The sequence below is a fragment of the Actinomadura meyerae genome (assembly GCF_900188445.1).
GTDB classification, from domain to species: domain Bacteria; phylum Actinomycetota; class Actinomycetes; order Streptosporangiales; family Streptosporangiaceae; genus Spirillospora; species Spirillospora meyerae.
In genome coordinates this window covers 22609-42203 of the sequence record NZ_FZOR01000018.1, presented here as the reverse complement: position 1 = coordinate 42203, position 19595 = coordinate 22609, and the positions used below count along the sequence as shown (strand labels likewise).

Below are 19595 nucleotides of genomic sequence, written 5' to 3'. Positions count from 1 at the left end.
GGGTTCGAGTTCGCCCCTTGAACCGGATGGCCCGCCGATTGCTGACAGAAGTCTTGTGTGACGTGCGTCACACCACGAGGAGAGGCTCCCCGTGGTCCGCCGCCGCCCACTGCTCGGTCGCGCGTTCGAGCTTGTCAGGGTTCGCCTGGGTACGGCAGGCCGTAATGCCCTCGGCCGTGACCTCCAGGCAGATGATGGTGACGACCCGGCCGTCCACCACGGCCACGACGGCGGGTTCGCCATTGGCGACCCAGGCGTACATGGCGGGCGAGCCGCCGACGATGGCGCGCTTGGCGTCGGTGGCCTTGAAGAGGTTCCGCATGAACTTGGCGACCGCGACGGCGCCCTCGAACGCCTTGGTGCGCGCCGGCACCTTCCCTCCGCCGTCGCCCATGGAGACGGCGTCCGCGGTGAGCAGGCGGACGAGCTCGTCGGTCCGGCCGCTGGTGGCGGCCGCGAGGAACTCCTCGACGATCCGGCGGGCGGAGGCGTCGTCGATGTCGTTGCGGGCCCTGCCGCGCGCGACATGCTCCTTGGCCCGGTGGAAGATCTGCTGGCTGGCGGCCTCGGAGATGTCGAGGATCTCGGCGATCTCCCGGTGCGGGTAGTCGAACGCCTGCCGCAGCACGTAGACGGCCCGCTCGTTCGGCGACAGCCGCTCCATCAGGGTCAGGACCGCGTACGACACCGATTCGCGCTGCTCGGCGGTGTCGGCCGGCCCGAGCATCGGGTCCCCCGCGAGCAGCGGCTCGGGGAGCCACCGGCCCACGTAGGTCTCGCGGCGCGCCCGCGCGGAGGCGAGCTGGTTGAGGCACAGGTTGGTGAGCACCTTCGTCAGCCACGCCTCGGGGACCTCGATCCGGTCGGCGTCGGCGGCCTGCCAGCGCAGGAACGTCTCCTGGACGACGTCCTGCGCCTCGTGCGCGGAGCCGAGGAGACGGTAGGCGATGGCCTGCAGACGGGGCCTCGCCGACTCGAACCGGTCGACGTCATCCACCGTCATGGGCATGGCCTGATCATAGTCTTCCGCCCCATCAGGACGGCCCCTCGCCCGCGTCCCCTACCTCCGGTACGCCGAAGGGGAACCGGCCGTCACCGGTTCCCCTTCTCTACTGGCGTCTTCTCTACCGGCGTCTCCGCGGCAGTCGCTCAGCACGACCCCGCGACGGGCGACGTCAGCTGCAGCCGCTGGTGGAGCCGCAGCCCTCGCAGACGTAGCAGCTGCCGGCCGGGCGCATCTTCGTGCCGCAGGTCAGGCAGAGCGGCGCGTCGGCCGTGCGGCCCTGGCGGCTCTCGATCGCCTCCACCGACGAGTGCGCCTCCCCGGCCGGGGCCGCGGCCGCCGGACGGGAGATCTCGGCGGACTGGGCGAGCGACTCGTGGTCGACCTCGTCCTCGGCGTGCAGGACCGCCGGGTCCTCGCCGTTGGCCTGCATCGCGCGCTCCTCGGCGGTGAAGATGCCGAGGCCCGCGCGCTCCTCGTACGGGAGGTGGTCCAGCGCCAGCCGGCGGAAGATGTAGTCCATCACCGAGGTCGCCATGCGGATGTCGGGGTCGTCGGTCATCCCGGCGGGCTCGAACCGCATGTTGGTGAACTTCTCCACCCACGTCTCCAGCGGGACGCCGTACTGCAGGCTGATGGAGATCGCCATGGAGAAGGCGTCCATCACGCCGGCGAGCGTGGAGCCCTGCTTGCCGAGCTTGAGGAAGACCTCGCCGACGCCGTCGTCCGGGTAGGACGAGGCGGTCATGTAGCCCTCGGCGCCGGCCACGGAGAACCGGGTGACGGTCGCGGGACGCTGCTTCGGCAGGCGCCGCCGCACCGGGCGCGGCGTGGCCGGCTCGGCCGGCTCCGCCTTGTCCTTCTTGCCCGCGGCCGACAGCGGCTGGCCGACCTTGCAGTTGTCGCGGTAGATCGCGAGGGCCTTCAGGCCGAGGCGCCAGCCCTCGAAGTACACCTTCTCGATGTCCTCGACGGTGGCCTGCTCCGGCATGTTGACCGTCTTGGAGATCGCACCGGACAGGAACGGCTGGACGGCCGCCATCATCCGGACGTGCCCCATCGGGCTGATCGCCCGCTCGCCCATCGCGCAGTCGAACACCTCGTAGTGCTCGGGGCGCAGGCCCGGTGCGTCCACGACGTGGCCGTGCTCGGCGATGTACTCGACGATCGCCTCGATCTGCTCCTGCTGGTAGCCGAGCTTCTCCAGGGCGCGCGGCACCGTGTGGTTGACGATCTGCATGGACCCGCCGCCGACGAGCTTCTTGAACTTCATCAGCGCGAGGTCCGGCTCGATGCCGGTGGTGTCGCAGTCCATCATCAGGCCGATCGTGCCGGTCGGCGCGAGGAGGCTGGCCTGGGCGTTGCGGTAGCCGTGCTTCTCGCCGGCCTTGAGGCAGTCCGCCCACTGCTTGGCGGCGGCGGCGTGGATCGCCTTGTCGATCTCGTCCAGCGTGCGGATGCCGTCGTTGGCGGCGGCGTGCTTGCGCATGACGCGCTTGTGCGCCTCGGCGTTGCGCGCGTACCCGGCGTACGGGCCGACGACGCCGGCGATCTCGGCGGACCGGCGGTAGGCGACGCCCGTCATCAGCGACGTGATCGCCGCGGCGAGGGACCGGCCGCCCTCGGAGTCGTAGGCGTGCCCGGTCGCCATCAGCAGCGCGCCGAGGTTGGCGTAGCCGATGCCGAGCTGCCGGTAGTCGCGGGTCGTCTCGGCGATCTTCTCGGTCGGGAAGTCGGCGAACGTGATGGAGATGTCCATCGCCGTGATGATCAGCTCGGTGAGCTTCACGAACTTGGCGATGTCGAACGTGCCCGCGTCGGTGAGGAACTTCAGCAGGTTGATGCTGGCGAGGTTGCAGGACGAGTTGTCCAGGCTCATGTACTCCGAGCACGGGTTGGACGCGGTGATGCGGCCCGTCTCGGGGTTGGTGTGCCAGTCGTTGATCGTGTCGTCGTACTGGATGCCGGGGTCGGCGCACTCCCACGCCGCCTTGGCCATCAGCCGGAACAGCTCCTTGGCCTTGACCGTCTCGACGACCTCGCCGGACATCCGGGCGCGCAGCCCGAACTCGCCGTCGGACTCGACCGCGTTCATGAACTCGTCGGAGACGCGGACGGAGTTGTTGGCGTTCTGGTACTGGACGGAGCCGATGTCCTTGCCGCCGAGGTCCATGTCGAACCCGGCGTCCCGCAGCGCGCGGATCTTGTCCTCCTCGCGCGCCTTGGTCTCGATGAACTCCTCGATGTCGGGGTGGTCGACGTCCAGCACGACCATCTTCGCGGCGCGGCGGGTCGCGCCGCCGGACTTGATCGTCCCGGCGGAGGCGTCGGCGCCGCGCATGAAGGAGACGGGGCCGCTGGCGGTGCCGCCGGAGGACAGCAGCTCCTTGCTGGAGCGGATGCGGGACAGGTTCAGGCCGGCGCCCGAACCGCCCTTGAAGATCACGCCCTCTTCCTTGTACCAGTCGAGGATGGACTCCATCGTGTCGTCCACCGACAGGATGAAGCACGCGCTCACCTGCTGCGGCGACTTGGTGCCCACGTTGAACCAGACCGGCGAGTTGAAGCTGAAGAGCTGGTGGACCAGCGCGTACTTCAGCTCGTGGTCGAAGATCTCGGCGTCCTCCTCGGACGCGAAGTAGCCCTCCCGCAGGCCGGTCTCCACATAGACGCCGACGACCCGGTCGACGAGCTGCTTCAGGCTCCACTCCCGCTGCGGGGTGCCGACCGCGCCGCGGAAGTACTTGGACGTCACGATGTTGACCGCGTTCAGCGACCAGAAGTCGGGGAACTCGACGCCGCGCTGCTCGAAGTTCACCGAGCCGTCGCGCCAGTTGGTCATGACGACGTCACGACGCTCCCAGCGCATCTCGTCGTACGGGTGCACGCCGGGCGTGGTGAAGATGCGCTCGACCTTCAGCCCCTTGCGGCCCCCCTTGCCGCGCCGGGCCGCCGAGCCGCTCACCGTCTCCGTCATGACCTTCCCCCTTCTCGGGCCCTCCCGCCGGACCCTGTTCAGGAACAACCCCGCCACCGCGCGGACCATGCCCGCGCGGAGGCGCTTTCACTGTGCTTTGTGCGATGTGCGATGCCGCTTTGTGCGATGCCGGAACCGCCCCTACCGGGGCGGGCCGGGCTCCCCCGAGGAACCGGCCTTCCGCAGTGCTTCGATCTCCTTGGCGAAGTCGTCCAGCGACTCGAAGCTCCGGTAGACCGAGGCGAATCGCAGATACGCGACTTCGTCGAGTTCGCGCAGCGGCCCCAGAATCGCGAGGCCGACCTCGTGCGAGGGGATTTCCGCGGAGCCGGACGATCTGATCGCCTCTTCGACCCGCTGCCCCAGCTTCGCGAGCGCATCCTCGTCGACCGGACGGCCCTGGCAGGCCCTGCGCACCCCGGCGATGATCTTTTCCCGGGAGAACGGCTCGGTGACCCCGCTGCGCTTGGCCACCATGACGAGCACATTCTCCTGCGTGGTGAATCGCTTGCCGCATTCCGCGCACGACCGGCGGCGCCGAATGGCCGCCCCGTCGTCGGTGGAACGGCTGTCGATCACTTTGGTGTCAGGGTTCCGGCAGAACGGGCAGTGCACGTTCGATCCCTCCCTGACGTAAACGAGTTACACCGATGTGGGCGCCATATATAGGGAACTACATCGATGTGACTACTAGATGTTGTGGTCAACCGTACGGCTCGGCGCAGGGCTTCGCAACCTGATCGGGAGCCTCGCGCGTCACATCCGGCACGTCCGCGCAGGTCACCTCCCGCCTCCCCGATTTCGGCCCGGGCGTGTCGTCACGCAGGGTCCAGGCCGATCACAGAACGCCTGGTCGCAGGCCCTGCGGACACCGAGAACCCCGGTCCGGCGGGGCTTCCCGCGCCGCCCGCGCAAGCCCGCCGGCACCGAGGCGGGCCGTCACGGCGCGGACGGGCGCGAGCCCGCCGCTACAGGGCCCAGAGGGGCGCCAAGCCAGGGGGCGGCCACGGAGGGCGCCAGGACGGTCGCGGAGGACCTCAGGGCGGCCGTGCAGGACCCCAGAACGGTCGCGGGCGTCAGCCGGCGGGGAGGCGGATCTCCTGACCCGGGTGGACGACGGGGTCGCCCCGGAGGCCGTTTAAATCCATGATGCGGTCGACGGTCCGCCGCGGGTCGCCGCCGGGGTCGGCGGCGGAGGCGATGCCCCACAGCGTGTCACCGGGCCCGACGACGACGGTTCGGGCCGGACCGGACGGGGCGCCCCGGCCGCCTTCGCCGGCGCCGGCGAAGGCCCCGGGGCCGGCGCTGAGCCAGAGCGCGACAAGCGTGAAGGTGGCGGCAAAGCCCACCAGAACGGCGCGGCCGCGGCGGGTCAGGCGGATCGGGGGGCGGTCACTGTGCGGCGAACCGGACATCTCTCCCCTCCCTGACGTCGAATGAATTTTCGATCGAACGCCTGTACGATGTTGTATCAGGCGGCGACCGGAAAAAGCGAGCCCATCTTCGAACAATTGTTTGATCATTAGGCCGGGACGCGATAGCGTTCATGACAAGGAGTGACCGATCGAGGCGCCCGGGAGGCGACGAGCGATGAGCAAGGTCCGGGACCTGCCCGACGGGCCGATGGACGAGACGGGCCTGACGCAGCGGCAGCGCATGGTGCTGGAGGTGATCCGCGACTCGGTCCAGCGCCGCGGCTACCCGCCGTCGATGCGCGAGATCGGCGAGGCCGTCGGGCTGACCAGCACCTCCAGCGTGTCGCACCAGCTCCGCTCGCTGCAGCGCAAGGGCTTCCTGCGGCGCGACCCCAACCGCCCGCGCGCCGTCGAGGTGCGGGTGCCCGGGGCGACGCCGGTGCGCACCGACGAGGAGGCCTTCGAGGCCGCGGGAGGGCAGCCGGCCGCGGCGCAGCCCGCGCCCGCCTACGTGCCGCTCGTCGGCCGGATCGCCGCCGGTGGCCCGATCCTCGCCGAGGAGTCCGTCGAGGACGTGTTCACGCTGCCGAAGCAGCTCGTGGGCGAGGGCACGCACTTCCTGCTGAAGGTCACCGGCGACTCGATGATCGACGCCGCGATCGCGGACGGTGACTGGGTCGTCGTCCGGCAGCAGCCGGTGGCCGAGCAGGGCGACATCGTGGCGGCCATGATCGACGGCGAGGCCACGGTGAAGACCTTCAAGCGGCGCGACGGCCACATCTGGCTGATGCCGCAGAACCCCGCCTACGAGCCGATCCCCGGCGACGAGGCGTCCGTGCTGGGCCGCGTGGTCGCGGTCCTGCGCAAGATGTAGCGCGCCCGCGGAGACGGCCGCCGGAGCCCCTCCGGCGGCCTGTCGGCATGCACTGGCCACGGGCCACTCCCACCGGCCCCGACGCCCCGCGCCCCGGGAGGGGCGCGGGGTCCGGCGGTCAGCGCTTCGGGACGATGTTGACGATCTTGGGGGCGCGGACGATGATCTTCATGATCTCCGCGCCGCCCAGCGCGTCCTGGACCTTGGCGGAGGCCAGCGCGCGGCGCTCCAGCTCCTCCTCGGCGATGCCGGGCGGCACCTCCAGCCGGTCGCGGACCTTGCCGGCGACCTGCACGACGCAGGTGACCGACTCCTCCACCAGCAGCGCCGGGTCGGCCGACGGCCAGCCGGCCCGGATCACCGGGGCGGTGCGGCCCAGCAGCTCCCACGCCTCGTCGGCGGTGTAGGGCGCGAACAGCGACAGCAGGATCGCGATCGTCTCGGCGGCCTCGCGGACGGCCGGGTCGGCGGCGCCGGGGCCGGAGTCGATGGCCCTGCGGGTCGCGGTGACCAGCTCCATGATCCGCGCGATCGCGACGTTGAACCGCTCGGTCTCGACCAACGTGGTGGCCTCGTCGACGGTGCGGGCCGTGACGCGGCGCAGCGCCGTGTCGCCGGTCGCGGGGTCGGTGCCCGGCGCGGACGAGACCTCGGTGGCGATGCGGTGCACGCGGGACAGGAACTTCGCCATGCCGTGCGGGGACACGTCGGCCCAGTCGATGTCGTCCTCGGGCGGGCCGGAGAACAGGATCGCCAGCCGGACGACGTCCACCCCGAACTCGGCGATCTGCTCGCCCAGGTCGACGCCGTTGCCCAGCGACTTCGACATCGCCTTGCCCTGGTTGATCACCTGGCCCTGGTTCAGCAGCCGGCGGAACGGCTCGGTGAAGTCGACCATCCCCATGTCGTACAGGACCTTGGTGAAGAAGCGGCTGTACAGCAGGTGCAGGATGGCGTGCTCGACCCCGCCGGTGTACTGGTCGACCGGCATCCACCGGCGGACCTGCTCGACGTCGAACGGGCCGCCCTCGTAGCCGGGCGAGCAGTAGCGGAAGTAGTACCAGGACGAGTCGACGAACGTGTCCATGGTGTCGGTGTCGCGGGTCGCGTCGCCGCCGCACTTGGGGCAGTCGGTGTTGACCCAGTCGGTCGCGGCGGCCAGCGGCGAGGTGCCCTTGGGCGCCAGGTCGGCGCCGCGCAGGCCCTCGGGCAGCGTCACCGGCAGCTGCTCGTCCGGGACGGGGACCTCCCCGCAGGACGGGCAGTGGACGATCGGGATCGGGCAGCCCCAGAACCGCTGCCGCGACACCAGCCAGTCGCGCAGCCGGAAGTTGACGGCCGCGCGTCCGGTGCCGCGCTCCTCCAGGACCTCGATGATGCGGGCGATGCCCTCGGCCTTGCCCAGCCCGTCGATCGGCCCGGAGTTGACGATCGCGCCGTCGCCGGGGGTGGCGACGCCGGTCTCGGCGGGGTCGTCCATCCCGGTCTCGACGACGACGCGGACGGGCAGGCCGAACTTCAGCGCGAAGTCCAGGTCGCGCTGGTCGTGCGCCGGGACGGCCATGATCGCGCCGTGCCCGTACTCGGCCAGCACGTAGTCGGACGCCCACACCGGCAGCCGCTCGCCGTTGACCGGGTTGATCGCGTAGCGGCCCAGGAACACGCCGGTCTTCTCGCGCTCGGTGGACAGCCGCTCGATCTCGCTCTCCCGCGAGACCTCCTCGCGGTAGGCCTCGAACGCGGCGCGGTGGTCGGGGTGGCAGATCTCCTCGGCCAGGTCGGCGTCGGCGGCGACGACCATGAACGTCGCGCCGAACAGCGTGTCGGGGCGGGTGGTGTAGACGGTGACGGGCTCGTCGCGCCCCTCGATGACGAAGTCGACGTCGGCGCCGGTGGAGCGGCCGATCCAGTTGCGCTGCATCAGCAGGACGCGCTCGGGCCACTTGCCCTCCAGCTGCGCCATGTCGTCCAGCAGCCGGTCGGCGTAGTCGGTGATCTTGAAGTACCACTGGGTCAGCACGCGCTTCTCGACCAGCGCGCCGCAGCGCTCGCAGTGCCCGCCGACGACCTGCTCGTTGGCCAGGACGGTCTGGTCCTTCGGGCACCAGTTGACGTGGCCGCCCTTGCGGTAGGCCAGGCCCCGCTCGTAGAAGCGCAGGAACAGCCACTGCGTCCACTTGTAGTACTCGGGGTCGGAGGTGTGCAGGCGGCGCGTCCAGTCGAAGGACGGCGCGTACCGCTGGAAGGAGGCGGCCTGCGTCTCGATGTTGGCGTAGGTCCACTCGGCGGGGTGCGAGTCGCGCTTGATGGCGGCGTTCTCGGCGGGCAGGCCGAAGGAGTCCCACCCGATGGGGTGCAGGACGTTGTAGCCGCGCTGGAACCAGTAGCGCGCGGGGACGTCGCCGATGGCGAACGCCTCGGCGTGCCCCATGTGCAGGTCGCCGCTGGGGTAGGGGAACATGTCCAGCGCGTAGCGGCGCTCGGTGCCGGTGTCCTTCTCATCGGCCGCGAACGGGTCGAGCTCCGCCCAGCGGGCCTGCCACTTGTCCTGAACCGCCCGTGGGTCGTACTGCTCGTCGCTGCTCACGCTTACAGACTCCGCTTCGTCCTTCAGGTTCCTGGGCCGTCCGCCGACATGAAACGGCCCCTCGCACAGGAGGGGCCACCACGCTGACGTCAGTGCGTCAACGTGGTCCTTCGAGGAGCAGCCTGGCTGACATACATCAAGAATAGCGCAGCCGCAAGCCCTCCGCCCGTGGTTAAGGCGCCACAGCGGGCGGTAGAAGCGGGACATGAGCGAAATGGCACGTCAAAGCACCGGAAGAGGTGGCCTTCTCCCGGTCCGGTACAGCAGGATGTGCGGAACCGTTCGTAGACTCGTCGGTAACTAACCGCCGGGTCGCCTTTCGCGCGAGGAGTGCCATGCTCAACCTGTCCGTGCTGCTGGAGGACGCCGCCAGGGAGACGCCCGAACGGGAGGCCGTCGTGTTCGGCGACCTTCGGCTCTCCTACGCGTTCGTCGAGTCGGTCGCCAACCAGGTCGCGAACCTGCTGCGGTCGCGCGGCATCGGACCGGGCGACAAGGTGGCGCTGTCCAGCCCGAACCTGCCGTACTTCCCGATGGTGTACTTCGGGGCGCTCAAGGCGGGCGCGGTGGTCGTCCCGCTGAACGTGCTGCTCAAGCCGCGCGAGATCGCCTACCACCTCGGCGACTCGGACGCGAAGGCGTTCTTCTGCTTCGAGGGCACCCCGGAGCTGCCGCTCGGCGAGATGGGGCACGCCGGGTTCGCGCAGGCCGAGGGGTGCGAGCACTTCTTCCTGCTGCCCGCGAACCCCGCGGCGACAGAGTCCCCGATCGAGGGCGCGGAGCTGTTCTGGGCCGCGCTGGCCGGGCAGCCGGGCACGTTCGACACCGCGCAGACGGGGCCGGACGACACCGCGGTCATCATCTACACGAGCGGGACGACGGGCCAGCCCAAGGGCGCGGAGCTCACGCACAGCAACCTGCTGTCGAACGCGATGGTGGACGACACGCTCTTCCACCGGACGCTGCACGACACCTCGCTGGTGACGCTGCCGCTGTTCCACATCTTCGGCCAAACGTGCGTGATGAACGTCGGCTTCTACCGCCGCGCGACCCTCGTCATGCAGGCGCGGTTCGACGCGAAGCAGGCCGTCGAGCTGATGGTCAAGGAGAAGGTGAACATCTTCGCGGGCGTCCCGACGATGTACTGGGGCCTGCTGACCGACGACACCTCCGCCGAGGACGTCGCGGCGATCAAGGAGAACCTGCGGGTCGCGGTGTCGGGCGGGTCGGCGCTGCCGATGGAGGTCCTCAAGGGGATCAAGGAGAAGTTCGGCGTGGACGTCCTGGAGGGCTACGGCCTGTCCGAGACCTCGCCGGTCGCCTCGTTCAACCGCCCGGACCGCCCGACCAAGCCCGGTTCGATCGGCCTGCCCGTGTGGGGCGTCGAGATGAAGCTGATCGACGACGACTGGAAGGAGATCGAGGGCGAGGGGCCCGGCGAGATCGCCATCCGCGGGCACAACATCATGAAGGGCTACTACCGCCGGCCCGACGCGACCGAGGCCGCGATCAGGGACGGGTGGTTCCGCACCGGCGACGTCGCCCGCCGCGACGAGGACGGCTACTACTACATCATCGACCGCTCCAAGGACATGATCATCCGCGGCGGGTACAACGTGTACCCGCGGGAGCTGGAGGAGGTGCTGATGACGCACCCGGACGTGTCGCTCGCGGCCGTCGTGGGCGTCGAGCACCCCTCGCACGGCGAGGAGATCAAGGCGTACGTGATCCGCAAGCCCGGCGCCGCGGTGACCGAGGACGAGCTGGTCGCCTGGGGCAAGGAGCAGTTCGCCAACTACAAGTACCCGCGGATCGTGGAGTTCCGCGACGAGCTGCCGATGACCGCCACCGGGAAGATCCTCAAGCGCGAGCTGCGCTGACCGCCGAGCATGCGCAGGCCGGGGCCCGGGGCCTCAGCGGACGCTGAGGTCCTGGGTCCCGACCACGCGCAGCAGCTTCATCGCCTCGTGCGAGGGCGTCCCGGGCGTGGTCGTGTAGAGGACGACCCGCTGGTCGCGTTCCGGGACGTACAGGACGTCGCAGTGCATCTCCAGCTCGCCGACGACGGGATGCGTCATGGTCTTGCGGCTGCCGCGCCTGATCCCGACCTCGCCCTCGTCCCAGAGCCGGGCGAACAGCGCGCTGCGGGCGGCGACCTCGGCGACCAGCCGGGCGATGCCCGCGTCGCCCGGGTACCGTCCGGACGCGAGCCGCAGGTCGGCCACCAGCTCCCGGGCGAGCTGCGTCATGTAGGGGTCGGTGCCGTACCGCTCGGCGGCCCGGCCGGTGAACAGCCAGCGGACGACGTTGCGGTCGCGGGGCTCCATCGCGGCGAAGTCGGTCATGAGCGCTGCCGCGAGCGGGTTCCAGGCGAGGATGTCCTGCCGGGCGTTCAGCACGTAGGCGGGAGTGTCGTCCAGGCGTTCGAGCAGGTGGACGATGCCGGGCGGGACGTCCTGCGAAGGCCCGCTCGGTAGTTCGGGCGCTTCACCGGCGAGGCTGAACAGGTGAGCGCGCTCGGCGTCGGTCAGCCTCAGCGCGCGCGCCAGCGCACCGAGGATCTGCCTTGACGGATGCGGCCCGCGTCCCTGCTCCAGCCGGATGTAGTAGTCCACCGACATCCCGGCCAGTTGCGCGACCTCCTCACGGCGCAGACCCGGGGTGCGGCGGCGCGGCCCTCCGGGGAGACCGACGTCCGCGGGCTGGATGCGGGCCCGCCGCGAGCGCAGGAACGCCGCCATCTCCTGTCTGTCCATGCCTTCCAGCATGACCGACCCGGTGCGGCGGCGTCCGGGCCGAGGGTGGTACGGCCGGTCCCAGCCTCGGCCGGTCTCTCCTCGGCCCGGACGCCGCCGGGAAGCCTGGACGGCATGACGACACAGATCGCACTCATCACCGGAGCCAACAAGGGCATCGGCCTGGAGACGGCCCGCATCCTCGGCGGCCGCGGCATCACCGTCCTGGTCGGGGCCCGGTCGGCCGAGCGCGGCGAGCCGGCCGCCGCCGCGCTCGCCGCCGAGGGGATCGACGCCCGGTTCGTCCGGCTGGACGTCACCGACGCCGGCACCGTCGAGGCCGCCGCCAAGTGGATCGATGCGGAGTTCGGCCGGCTCGACATCCTGGTCAACAACGCGGCGATCACCACGACCGGCGCCACCGGCTTCCCGCCGAGCCGGACGACCGCCGAGCAGGTCCGGGCCGCGTTCGAGACGAACGTGTTCGGCGTGGTCGCGGTCACCAACGCGATGCTGCCGCTGCTGCGCCGCTCCCCCGCCGGGCGGATCGTCAACGTGTCCAGCGAGCTGGGGTCGCTGGCGCGGCACGGCGACCCGTCCCACCCGGCGCACGGCGTCAACCTGCTGCCGTACAACACGTCCAAGTCGGCGCTGAACGCCGTCACCGTCGCCTACGCCAAGGAACTGGCCGGCACCCCGGTCACGGTGAACGCCGCCACGCCCGGGTACTGCGCGACCGACCTCAACGGCCACGCCGGGCACCGGACGGCGGAGCAGGGGGCGTCCGTGATCGCCGGGGTGGCGCTCCTCGGCGACGGCGGCCCGACGGGCGCGTTCCTCGGCGAGGACGGCCCCCTGCCCTGGTAGCCGGTCCGGGGCCCGGTCAGGTCCGGGTCCGGGTCAGAACGCGTAGGGCAGGCGCTTGATCCCGTTGATGAAGTTGGACTCCAGCCGGTCGGGCTCGGCCGTCGCGCGGATGTCCGGCGTCCGGCGCAGCAGCTCGCGGAACATCACGGTGATCTCGCGCCGGGCCAGGTGCGCGCCGAGGCAGAAGTGCGGCCCGGGCCCGCCGAACCCGACGTGCGGGTTCGGGTCGCGCAGGATGTCGAACTTCTCCGGGTCGGTGAAGACGGACTCGTCGCGGTTGGCCGACCAGTAGTAGAGGACGAGCTTGTCGCCCTCCTTGACCTCGTGCTCGTTGAGCATGGTGTCGCGGGTGGCGGTGCGCCGCATCCAGATGACCGGCGACACGTACCGGACGATCTCCTCGATCGCGCCCGCCATGCGGCCGTCGAAGTCCTCGGTGAGCAGGGCCCGCTGGTCGGGGTTGCGGGTGAAGAGGTCGAGGCCGTGCGCGATGGCGTTGCGGGTGGTCTCGTTGCCGGCGACGACGAGCAGGATGAAGAACGAGCCGAGCTCCTGGTCGCTGAGCGACTCGCCGTCGACGTTGGCGTTCACCAGCGCGGACGTCAGGTCGTCGGTGGGGTTCTCGCGGCGCTGCCGGCCGAGGTCCTCGACGATGCCCTTGAGCGTCTCGCCGGCGCCGAGCAGCGCCATCGCCATCTCCTCGGCGTTCTGCGAGGGCAGGAACTCCGAGTCGTTGCCCGCGAGGATGACGTTCGTGGCGTCCAGGACGGTCTTGTAGTGCTCCTCGCCGATGCCCATCATGTCGCAGATGATCTTCAGCGGGAGCCGGGCCGCGACGTCGGCGACGAAGTCCCCGCTGCCGCCGCCCGCGGCCATGTTCTCCACGATCTGCCCGGCGACCCGCTCCACCTGGTCCTCGAACCGCTGGATCATGCGCGGGGAGAACGCCCGGGAGACGATGCGCCGGATCTTGGCGTGCCGCGGGTCGTCCATGCTGATCATCGAGCCGAAGTACTCGTGCATGTCGCCGGGCATGTCCGGGATGCTGATCGCGCCCTTGCCGGAGCAGAAGTCCTGCGGGCGGCGGGACGCCTCGACGATGTCGGCGTGCCGGGTCAGCGCGAAGTAGCCGGGGCCACGCGGCGCGATGACGATGTCGGGTTCCTCGAAGCGGACCAGCTCCGGATGCCGGCGCAGGGCCTTGAACGCCTCGTGCCGGTCGCCGTGCGGCCGCCGCCAGAACTCCCAGTCCGTCAGGTCTATGTCCTCGACCTTGAGCACGTGCCCACCACCTCATCGCATTCCGAACCTGATTCGGTTTACAGGCAGCCTCTCAAAGTAAAGCGGCGAGCGCACACCGATCGGCGAGGTGACCCGCCTCACAATAATCCCGCCGCCGCCACGCCACCGCCCCGGAGCGGCGCGGGAGGCGCGCCCGGACGGGCTGATCGACCGGGCGCCCCGGCCGCCCGGTAGCGTGCGCCGCGAACCGAGGAGGCGGACATGAGTGACATCACACCCGGATCGGTCACGGCGAACGGGCTCGACTTCGGCTACCTGGCGGCGGGCCCGCAGGACGGCCCCCTGGCGCTGCTGCTGCACGGCTTCCCCGACTCGGCGCACACCTGGCGGCACCTGATGCCCGAGCTGGCCGCCGCCGGATACCGCGCCGTGGCACCGTTCATGCGCGGCTACGCGCCCACGTCCGTCCCCGAGGACGGCGCCTTCCAGACCGGTGCGCTCGCGGCCGACGCCGTCGCCCTGCACGAGGCCCTCGGCGGCGGGCCCGACGCCGTCGTGATCGGCCACGACTGGGGCGCGTTCACCGCCTACGGCGCCGCGAACATCGCGCCCGGCCGGTGGCGGAAGGTCGTCGCCATGTCCGTCCCGCCGATGTCGGTGATGGGCACCGCGTTCTTCGACTACGAGCAGCTCAAGCGCTCGTTCTACATCTTCGTGTTCCAGACGCCGCTCGCGGAGGCGGCGCTGAACCGCGCGTTCGTCGAGGGCCTCTGGCGCGACTGGTCCCCCGCGGACGGACGCGATCGCACGGCGGACGTCGACCGCGTCATGGAGTGCCTCGCCGCCCCGGCCAACGCCGAGGCGGCGATCGGCTACTACCGCGCCATGCTCGACCCGTCCCGGCTCGTCGAGCGGTACGCCGCCGAGCAGGAGGCCGCCGCCGCCGTCGGCGTGCTGCCCGTGCTCTACCTGCACGGCGCCGAGGACGGCTGCCTCGGCGCCGACGTCGTCGACCTCGGCGCCGTCCGCGCGGCGCTGCCGCCCGGCTCGCGCGCCGAACTCGTCCCGCGCGCGGGCCACTTCCTCCAGCTCGACCGGCCGGCGGACGTCAACGCGCGGATCCTCGACTGGCTGTCCTGATCAGGCGGCCGTAGATCGGCCGGCCGTCCTGAACCGGCCGCACCGTCCTGATCAGGCCGGTGCGGCCGCCCTGATCAGGTCGGCCGCGCGCTCGCCGATCATGATGGCGGGGGCGTTGGTGTGGCCGCGGGTGATCTCCGGGAGGACCGAGACGTCCGCGACGCGCAGGCCGCCGACGCCGCGGACGCGCAGCTCCGGGTCGACCACGGCGTCGTCGTCGGTGCCCATGCGGCAGGTGCCGGTCGGGTGGTACAGCGTCTCGGCGTGCTCCCGGACGTAGCGGGCGAGGGCCTCGTCGTCGCCCGGTCCGACGTAGGGGTCCATGGGTTCGCCGACGTAGGGCTTGAGGGCCTCGCCGGACATCAGCTCGTCGGCGTACTTGAGCCCGTGGACCAGGCGGCGCAGATCGCTCTCGTGGGTGAGGTAGGCCGGGTCGATCACCGGCGGCGCGGCCGGGTCGGCGGACGCCAGCGTGATCCGCCCCGCCGACTCCGGCCGCAGCAGGACGACGCCGAGCGTCACCCCGTGCTCGGTCGGCGGCTCGAGGCCGTGCGCGACGTACGGGGCCGGCGCGAAGACCAGCTCCAGGTCGGGCGCGGGCTGCGCCGGGTCGCTGCGCAGGAACACCACCGCCTCGCCGACGTTGGAGGTGAACGGGCCGCGCCGGGCGACCAGGTACCGGACGATGTTGGCCGGCGACTCCGCGCCCGCGAGCGTGACCTTCTTCGGGCAGTGCCGGACGACGCCGACCGACAGGTGGTCCCGCAGGCGGCGGCCGACCTCCGGCCGTTCCAGGACGGGCTCGACGCCGGCGCCGCGCAGCTCGCCGGGGTCGCCGATCCCGGAGAGCAGCAGCAGGTGCGGCGAGCCGATCGCGCCCGCGGACAGCACGACCTCGCGGCGGGCGGTGACGCGCTCGCCGCCGTACTGGACGCCGGTCGCGCGGCCGTCCTCGATCAGGACCCGCGACACCTGCGCGCCGGTGACGACCGACAGGTTCCGGCGCTTGCGCGCGGGGCGCAGGTACGCGTCGGCGGCGCTGCACCGCCGGCCGCGCCGCTGGCTGACCGGCGTCTGCGCGTAGCCCTCGTTGGACGGCCCGTTCAGCTCGGGCAGCCGGGTCAGCCCGGCGGCGGCGCACGCCTCCAGGAACGCGCGGGTCGAGGCGTTCGGGCTGCGCTGCTCGGAGATCGTGACCGGCCCGGACGTCCCGTACACGCCGCCCTCGTTGCTGCCGACGCGTCCCTCGGCGCGCTTGAAGTACGGCTCGACGTCGGCGTAGGACCAGCCGGGCACGTCCCAGCCGTCGAAGTCGGCGCTGTGGCCGCGCACCCACATCATCGCGTTGAGCGAGGACGACCCGCCGAGCATCCGGCCGCGCGGCCAGTACAGCTCGCGCCCGTCCATCTCGGGCTGCTTGGCGGTGCTGAAGTCCCAGTCGTACTCGGTCTTGAAGAGCTTGGCGAAGGCGGCCGGGATGTGGATCTCGCTCTTGTCGTCCGGGCCGCCGGCCTCCAGCAGCGCGACGCTGACCGACGGGTCCTCCGACAGCCGCGCGGCCAGCGCGCAGCCCGCGGACCCGGCACCGACGATGACGTAGTCGTAGTCCATGAGGACCTCCGCACTCCGCTGGGCCGCGGCACGGCCCGTCAGTGCCTGCTTACCACCGGGGAGCGGCCGCGTCCATGGCCCGCGCGGGCCGTCCGGGCACGCCGGTCAGGCCGCTCACGCCGCTCACGCGAGTGAGCCGCTCCGGCCCGTCCCTCCGGTCCGTCACTCCGGTCCGTCACTCCGGTCCGTCACTCCGGCCGGCGCAGGCCCGCGACGAGGAACCCGGCGAGCCGGCGCGCGTCGTAGCGGGGATCGGCGTCGGCGCCGATGCAGAGGTTGCCGACGCCGCGCATCAGTTCGAGGGCGTCCACGTCGGAGCGAATCTCGCCGGCGTCGGCGGCGGCCTTGAGCAGGTCACCGCACACGGGGACGAGCCGGTCGAGGAAGTAGTCGTGCAGAGCGCAGCCGGACTCCTCGCCGTGCAGCACGCCGGCGAGCCCGTGCTTGGTGACCAAGAAGTCGACGAAGAGGTTGATCCACCGCCCCAGCGCGGCGTACGGGGACGGGCAGCTCCCGAGCAGCGCGGGCCCCGCCTCGGCGCACGCCTCCACCTGGTGCCGGTAGACGGCGATGATCAGGTCGGCCCGCGTCGGGAAGTGGCGGTAGATCGTCCCCACCCCGACGCCCGCCCTGGCCGCGATGTCGCGCACCGGCGCGTCCACCCCGGACGCGACGAAGACCGCCGCGGCCGCGTTGAGCAGGGCCTCGCGGTTGCGCCGCGCGTCCTTGCGCCTGGGCGCGGCCGCGTCCCGCGCGCCCTCGCCGCCGCCGTTCACCGTCATGCCTCCACCATCGCCGCTTGCCATCCGGAACCACGTTCCGTATCGTTCAGGAACCGGGTTCCGCTTTGGCTCCATGATGCCAGACCGGAGATCCCGGCATGCGCGCGCATCCGAGCGGGCACTCCACCCGGACGCACACCCGTTCAGGCGCATGTCCATCTGCACAACGCTCTGACCTTTGGAGATCCTCCATGCAGTACCGCACCTTGGGCCGCACCGGCGTCCAGGTCAGCTCTCTCGCGCTCGGCGCGATGAACTTCGGGTCCATCGGCGACACCCCGCAGGACGAGGCCACCGCCATCGTGGACGCCGCGCTGGAGGCGGGCGTCAACCTCATCGACACCGCCGACATGTACGGCCGCGGCGAGTCCGAGGAGATGGTGGGCAAGGCCATCGCCGGGCGCCGCGACGACATCGTCCTCGCCACGAAGGCCGGCATGCCCATGAGCGAGGAGCGCAACCACCGCGGCGCCTCCCGCCGCTGGCTGGTCACCGAACTGGAACACAGCCTGCGCCGCCTCGGCGTCGACCATGTGGACCTCTACCAGATCCACCGGTGGGACCCGGCGACCAGCGACGAGGAGACGCTGTCGGCGCTGACGGACCTGCAGCGCGCGGGGAAGATCCGCTACTTCGGCTGCTCGACCTACCCCGCGTACCGGATCGTCCAGGCGGAGTGGGCGGCGCGCGCCGGGGGCCTGGGCCGCTTCGTGACCGAGCAGCCCAGCTATTCGATCCTGCAGCGCGGGATCGAGGCGGACGTGCTGCCCGTGACCGAGCAGTACGGCCTCGGTGTGCTCGCGTGGAGCCCGCTGGCCTCCGGCTGGCTGACCGGTGCGATCCGCGCGGGGCGGGAGGCCGCCACCCGCCGCTCGTCCATGCTGCCGGAGCGGTTCGACCTCTCCGTCCCCGCCAACCGGGCCAGGCTGGACGCGGTCGAGCGGCTCGCGGCGGTGGCCGACGAGGCCGGGCTGACGATGATCCAGCTCGCGCTCGGCTTCGTGACCGCGCATCCGGCCGTGACCAGCGCGCTGATCGGCCCCCGCACGCTGGACCACCTGCACTCGCAGCTCGCCGCCGCCGACACCGTGCTGCCCGCCGACGTCCTGGACGCGATCGACGAGATCGTCGCGCCCGGCACCGACCTCGCGCCGCACGAGAAGTTCGACACCCCGCCCGCGCTGCTCGACCCGTCCCTGCGCCGCCGCTGAGGCGGACGGGGCGCGGCGCCCGCGGGACACCGTTCCAGATCATTCCGGAACCTTGTTCCGTTTCAGGCTCGGGAGCACCATCGGCGTCCTCGCCCGAGGAGCTCGCTCAAGCGGGCCCGCTCAGGCGGGGGCGCCGAACTCCGGGACGTCGGCGGGCGTCAGGTCGGTCCGGATGCGGTGGTACCGGACGGCGTGCCGCCACCGGCCGCCCTCCACCGCGGCGTCCCCGCTGAACTCCACGACGACCTCCGGCTCGGTCCGCACGTACCGGATCGGCGGGTGGGCGCCGTACGGGCCGCCCGCGAACCCGGAGGGCAGCTCGGGCGGCCAGGGGTGGTCGGGTTCCGCGTGCCGCAGGACGCCGCCGAGGACGGTGCGGGCGGCGGGCGCCAGCGGCGTCGTCCGCGCCACGACGCGCAGGCGGCCCTCGGCGTCGTAGCGGCCGAGGATCAGCGACTCGGGCGCCTGCCGGGTGCCGGTCACCCCGCCGACGACCGCCTCGGCGGTGATGCGCCGCTTCACCTTCCACCAGCGCCGCCGCCCCTCCTCGTAGGGGGCGCCGGCGTCCTTCACGACCAGGCCCTCGATGCCCTGCTCGGCCAGCGCGTCGAACCACAGCCGGGCCTCCTCGACGTCGGCGGTCTGCGGCGTGCCGATCACGCGCGAGCCGGGCGGCGCGCCGCCGAGCAGCGCCTCCAGGACCTCGCGCCGCTCGCGCAGCGGCCGCGGGCGCAGGTCGGCGCCGCTCGCCTCGAGGACGTCGAACACGACGTAGTGGCAGGGCTCGGTGCGGGCGAGTTCGGCCCGGCGGCGGCCGGCGACGTGGCGGCGCTGCAGCGCCCCGAAGTCGAGGCGGCCGTCCAGTCCCCAGCGGACGATCTCGCCGTCCACCACCGTGCCGGGCGGGAACGCCGCCCCGACGGCCGCGACGATCTCGGGGAACGCGTCGTCGAACCGCACCCGGCGGCGCGACCACAGCCGCACGGCGCCGTCGTCGTCCACCATCGCGACGGCGCGGAACCCGTCGAACTTCGGCTCGTAGCGGCAGCCGCCCGGGCACGCCTGCGGCAGCGGGACGCGGTCGACCGTCACGGTCAGCATCGGCTTCACCGGGGACCGGATGTGCATGGCCTCCCGTCCCCGCGCTCGCT

The 19595-nt window shown here is 71.7% G+C and carries 15 protein-coding genes; 5 read left to right on the top strand and 10 right to left on the bottom strand.

The genetic code is table 11. The features are described 5' to 3' along the window. Positions 1–67 precede the first annotated feature (67 nt). The 4 genes from CHF16_RS19420 to CHF16_RS19405 form a co-directional block, all read right to left on the bottom strand. Positions 68–1009, bottom strand: a complete 942-nt coding sequence (locus CHF16_RS19420; protein ID WP_089327492.1) for an RNA polymerase sigma-70 factor — start codon at positions 1007–1009, stop codon at positions 68–70. Between the two features lie 166 nt (positions 1010–1175). Beyond that, positions 1176–3980, bottom strand: coding sequence for a vitamin B12-dependent ribonucleotide reductase (locus tag CHF16_RS19415; protein ID WP_089327491.1), 2805 nt, complete (start codon positions 3978–3980; stop codon positions 1176–1178). Between the two features lie 141 nt (positions 3981–4121). Then, the gene (gene nrdR, locus CHF16_RS19410; protein ID WP_089327490.1) at positions 4122–4595 is read right to left on the bottom strand and encodes a transcriptional regulator NrdR; all 474 of its coding nucleotides are present in this window, start codon (positions 4593–4595) and stop codon (positions 4122–4124) included. 461 nt (positions 4596–5056) lie between these two features. Beyond that, positions 5057–5395 (bottom strand): LysM peptidoglycan-binding domain-containing protein, encoded by a 339-nt coding sequence (locus CHF16_RS19405; RefSeq protein ID WP_179271595.1) that lies wholly within the window; start codon positions 5393–5395, stop codon positions 5057–5059. Between the two features lie 175 nt (positions 5396–5570). On the opposite strand from CHF16_RS19405, the gene lexA reads away from it, so the two are divergent. Beyond that, positions 5571–6269: a transcriptional repressor LexA gene (gene lexA / locus CHF16_RS19400; protein WP_089327488.1), complete on the top strand. Its 699-nt coding sequence runs from the start codon at positions 5571–5573 to the stop codon at positions 6267–6269. Between the two features lie 118 nt (positions 6270–6387). On the opposite strand, the gene leuS is transcribed toward lexA, so the two are convergent. After that, a complete protein-coding gene (gene leuS / locus CHF16_RS19395; protein ID WP_179271594.1) occupies positions 6388–8856 on the bottom strand; it encodes a leucine--tRNA ligase in 2469 nt (822 codons plus the stop codon). A gap of 335 nt (positions 8857–9191) precedes the next feature. Here leuS and CHF16_RS19390 point away from each other — a divergent pair, with 335 nt between their 5' ends. After that, positions 9192–10736, top strand: coding sequence for a long-chain-fatty-acid--CoA ligase (locus CHF16_RS19390; protein WP_089327487.1), 1545 nt, complete (start codon positions 9192–9194; stop codon positions 10734–10736). Between the two features lie 33 nt (positions 10737–10769). On the opposite strand, the gene CHF16_RS19385 is transcribed toward CHF16_RS19390, so the two are convergent. Next, positions 10770–11612 carry a helix-turn-helix transcriptional regulator gene (locus CHF16_RS19385; protein ID WP_089327575.1) on the bottom strand — a complete coding sequence of 281 codons (843 nt, stop codon included), beginning with the start codon at positions 11610–11612 and terminating at the stop codon, positions 10770–10772. Between the two features lie 114 nt (positions 11613–11726). Here CHF16_RS19385 and CHF16_RS19380 point away from each other — a divergent pair, with 114 nt between their 5' ends. Then, positions 11727–12458, top strand: a complete 732-nt coding sequence (locus CHF16_RS19380; RefSeq protein WP_089327486.1) for an SDR family oxidoreductase — start codon at positions 11727–11729, stop codon at positions 12456–12458. A gap of 33 nt (positions 12459–12491) precedes the next feature. Here CHF16_RS19380 and CHF16_RS19375 read toward each other — a convergent pair whose 3' ends face one another. Beyond that, complete coding sequence (locus CHF16_RS19375) at positions 12492–13739, bottom strand: cytochrome P450 (RefSeq protein WP_089327485.1); 1248 nt, start codon at positions 13737–13739, stop codon at positions 12492–12494. A gap of 222 nt (positions 13740–13961) precedes the next feature. Between CHF16_RS19375 and CHF16_RS19370 the strand changes: the two genes are divergently transcribed. Then, positions 13962–14840, top strand: a complete 879-nt coding sequence (locus CHF16_RS19370; protein ID WP_089327484.1) for an alpha/beta fold hydrolase — start codon at positions 13962–13964, stop codon at positions 14838–14840. Between the two features lie 51 nt (positions 14841–14891). Here the strand turns inward: CHF16_RS19370 and CHF16_RS19365 are convergent, their stop codons facing one another. Both CHF16_RS19365 and CHF16_RS19360 read right to left on the bottom strand, forming a co-directional pair. Beyond that, a complete protein-coding gene (locus CHF16_RS19365; RefSeq protein ID WP_089327483.1) occupies positions 14892–16451 on the bottom strand; it encodes a GMC family oxidoreductase in 1560 nt (519 codons plus the stop codon). A gap of 188 nt (positions 16452–16639) precedes the next feature. Further along, complete coding sequence (locus CHF16_RS19360) at positions 16640–17233, bottom strand: TetR/AcrR family transcriptional regulator (RefSeq protein WP_089327482.1); 594 nt, start codon at positions 17231–17233, stop codon at positions 16640–16642. 191 nt (positions 17234–17424) lie between these two features. Here CHF16_RS19360 and CHF16_RS19355 point away from each other — a divergent pair, with 191 nt between their 5' ends. Then, the gene (locus tag CHF16_RS19355) at positions 17425–18444 is read left to right on the top strand and encodes an aldo/keto reductase (protein ID WP_089327481.1); all 1020 of its coding nucleotides are present in this window, start codon (positions 17425–17427) and stop codon (positions 18442–18444) included. 120 nt (positions 18445–18564) lie between these two features. Here CHF16_RS19355 and CHF16_RS19350 read toward each other — a convergent pair whose 3' ends face one another. Further along, a complete protein-coding gene (locus tag CHF16_RS19350) occupies positions 18565–19572 on the bottom strand; it encodes an ATP-dependent DNA ligase (RefSeq protein ID WP_245868830.1) in 1008 nt (335 codons plus the stop codon). Positions 19573–19595: the final 23 nt, after the last annotated feature.

Coding starts and splice junctions, on each gene's coding strand:
- lexA (WP_089327488.1), top strand. CDS start 5,571: ATGAGCAAGGTCCGGGACCTGCCCGACGGGCCGATGGACGAGACGGGC.
- CHF16_RS19390 (WP_089327487.1), top strand. CDS start 9,192: ATGCTCAACCTGTCCGTGCTGCTGGAGGACGCCGCCAGGGAGACGCCC.
- CHF16_RS19420 (WP_089327492.1), bottom strand. CDS start 1,009: ATGCCCATGACGGTGGATGACGTCGACCGGTTCGAGTCGGCGAGGCCC.
- CHF16_RS19385 (WP_089327575.1), bottom strand. CDS start 11,612: ATGGACAGACAGGAGATGGCGGCGTTCCTGCGCTCGCGGCGGGCCCGC.
- CHF16_RS19350 (WP_245868830.1), bottom strand. CDS start 19,572: ATGCACATCCGGTCCCCGGTGAAGCCGATGCTGACCGTGACGGTCGAC.
- CHF16_RS19405 (WP_179271595.1), bottom strand. CDS start 5,395: ATGTCCGGTTCGCCGCACAGTGACCGCCCCCCGATCCGCCTGACCCGC.
- CHF16_RS19380 (WP_089327486.1), top strand. CDS start 11,727: ATGACGACACAGATCGCACTCATCACCGGAGCCAACAAGGGCATCGGC.
- CHF16_RS19360 (WP_089327482.1), bottom strand. CDS start 17,233: ATGACGGTGAACGGCGGCGGCGAGGGCGCGCGGGACGCGGCCGCGCCC.
- CHF16_RS19365 (WP_089327483.1), bottom strand. CDS start 16,451: ATGGACTACGACTACGTCATCGTCGGTGCCGGGTCCGCGGGCTGCGCG.
- CHF16_RS19355 (WP_089327481.1), top strand. CDS start 17,425: ATGCAGTACCGCACCTTGGGCCGCACCGGCGTCCAGGTCAGCTCTCTC.
- CHF16_RS19370 (WP_089327484.1), top strand. CDS start 13,962: ATGAGTGACATCACACCCGGATCGGTCACGGCGAACGGGCTCGACTTC.
- CHF16_RS19415 (WP_089327491.1), bottom strand. CDS start 3,980: ATGACGGAGACGGTGAGCGGCTCGGCGGCCCGGCGCGGCAAGGGGGGC.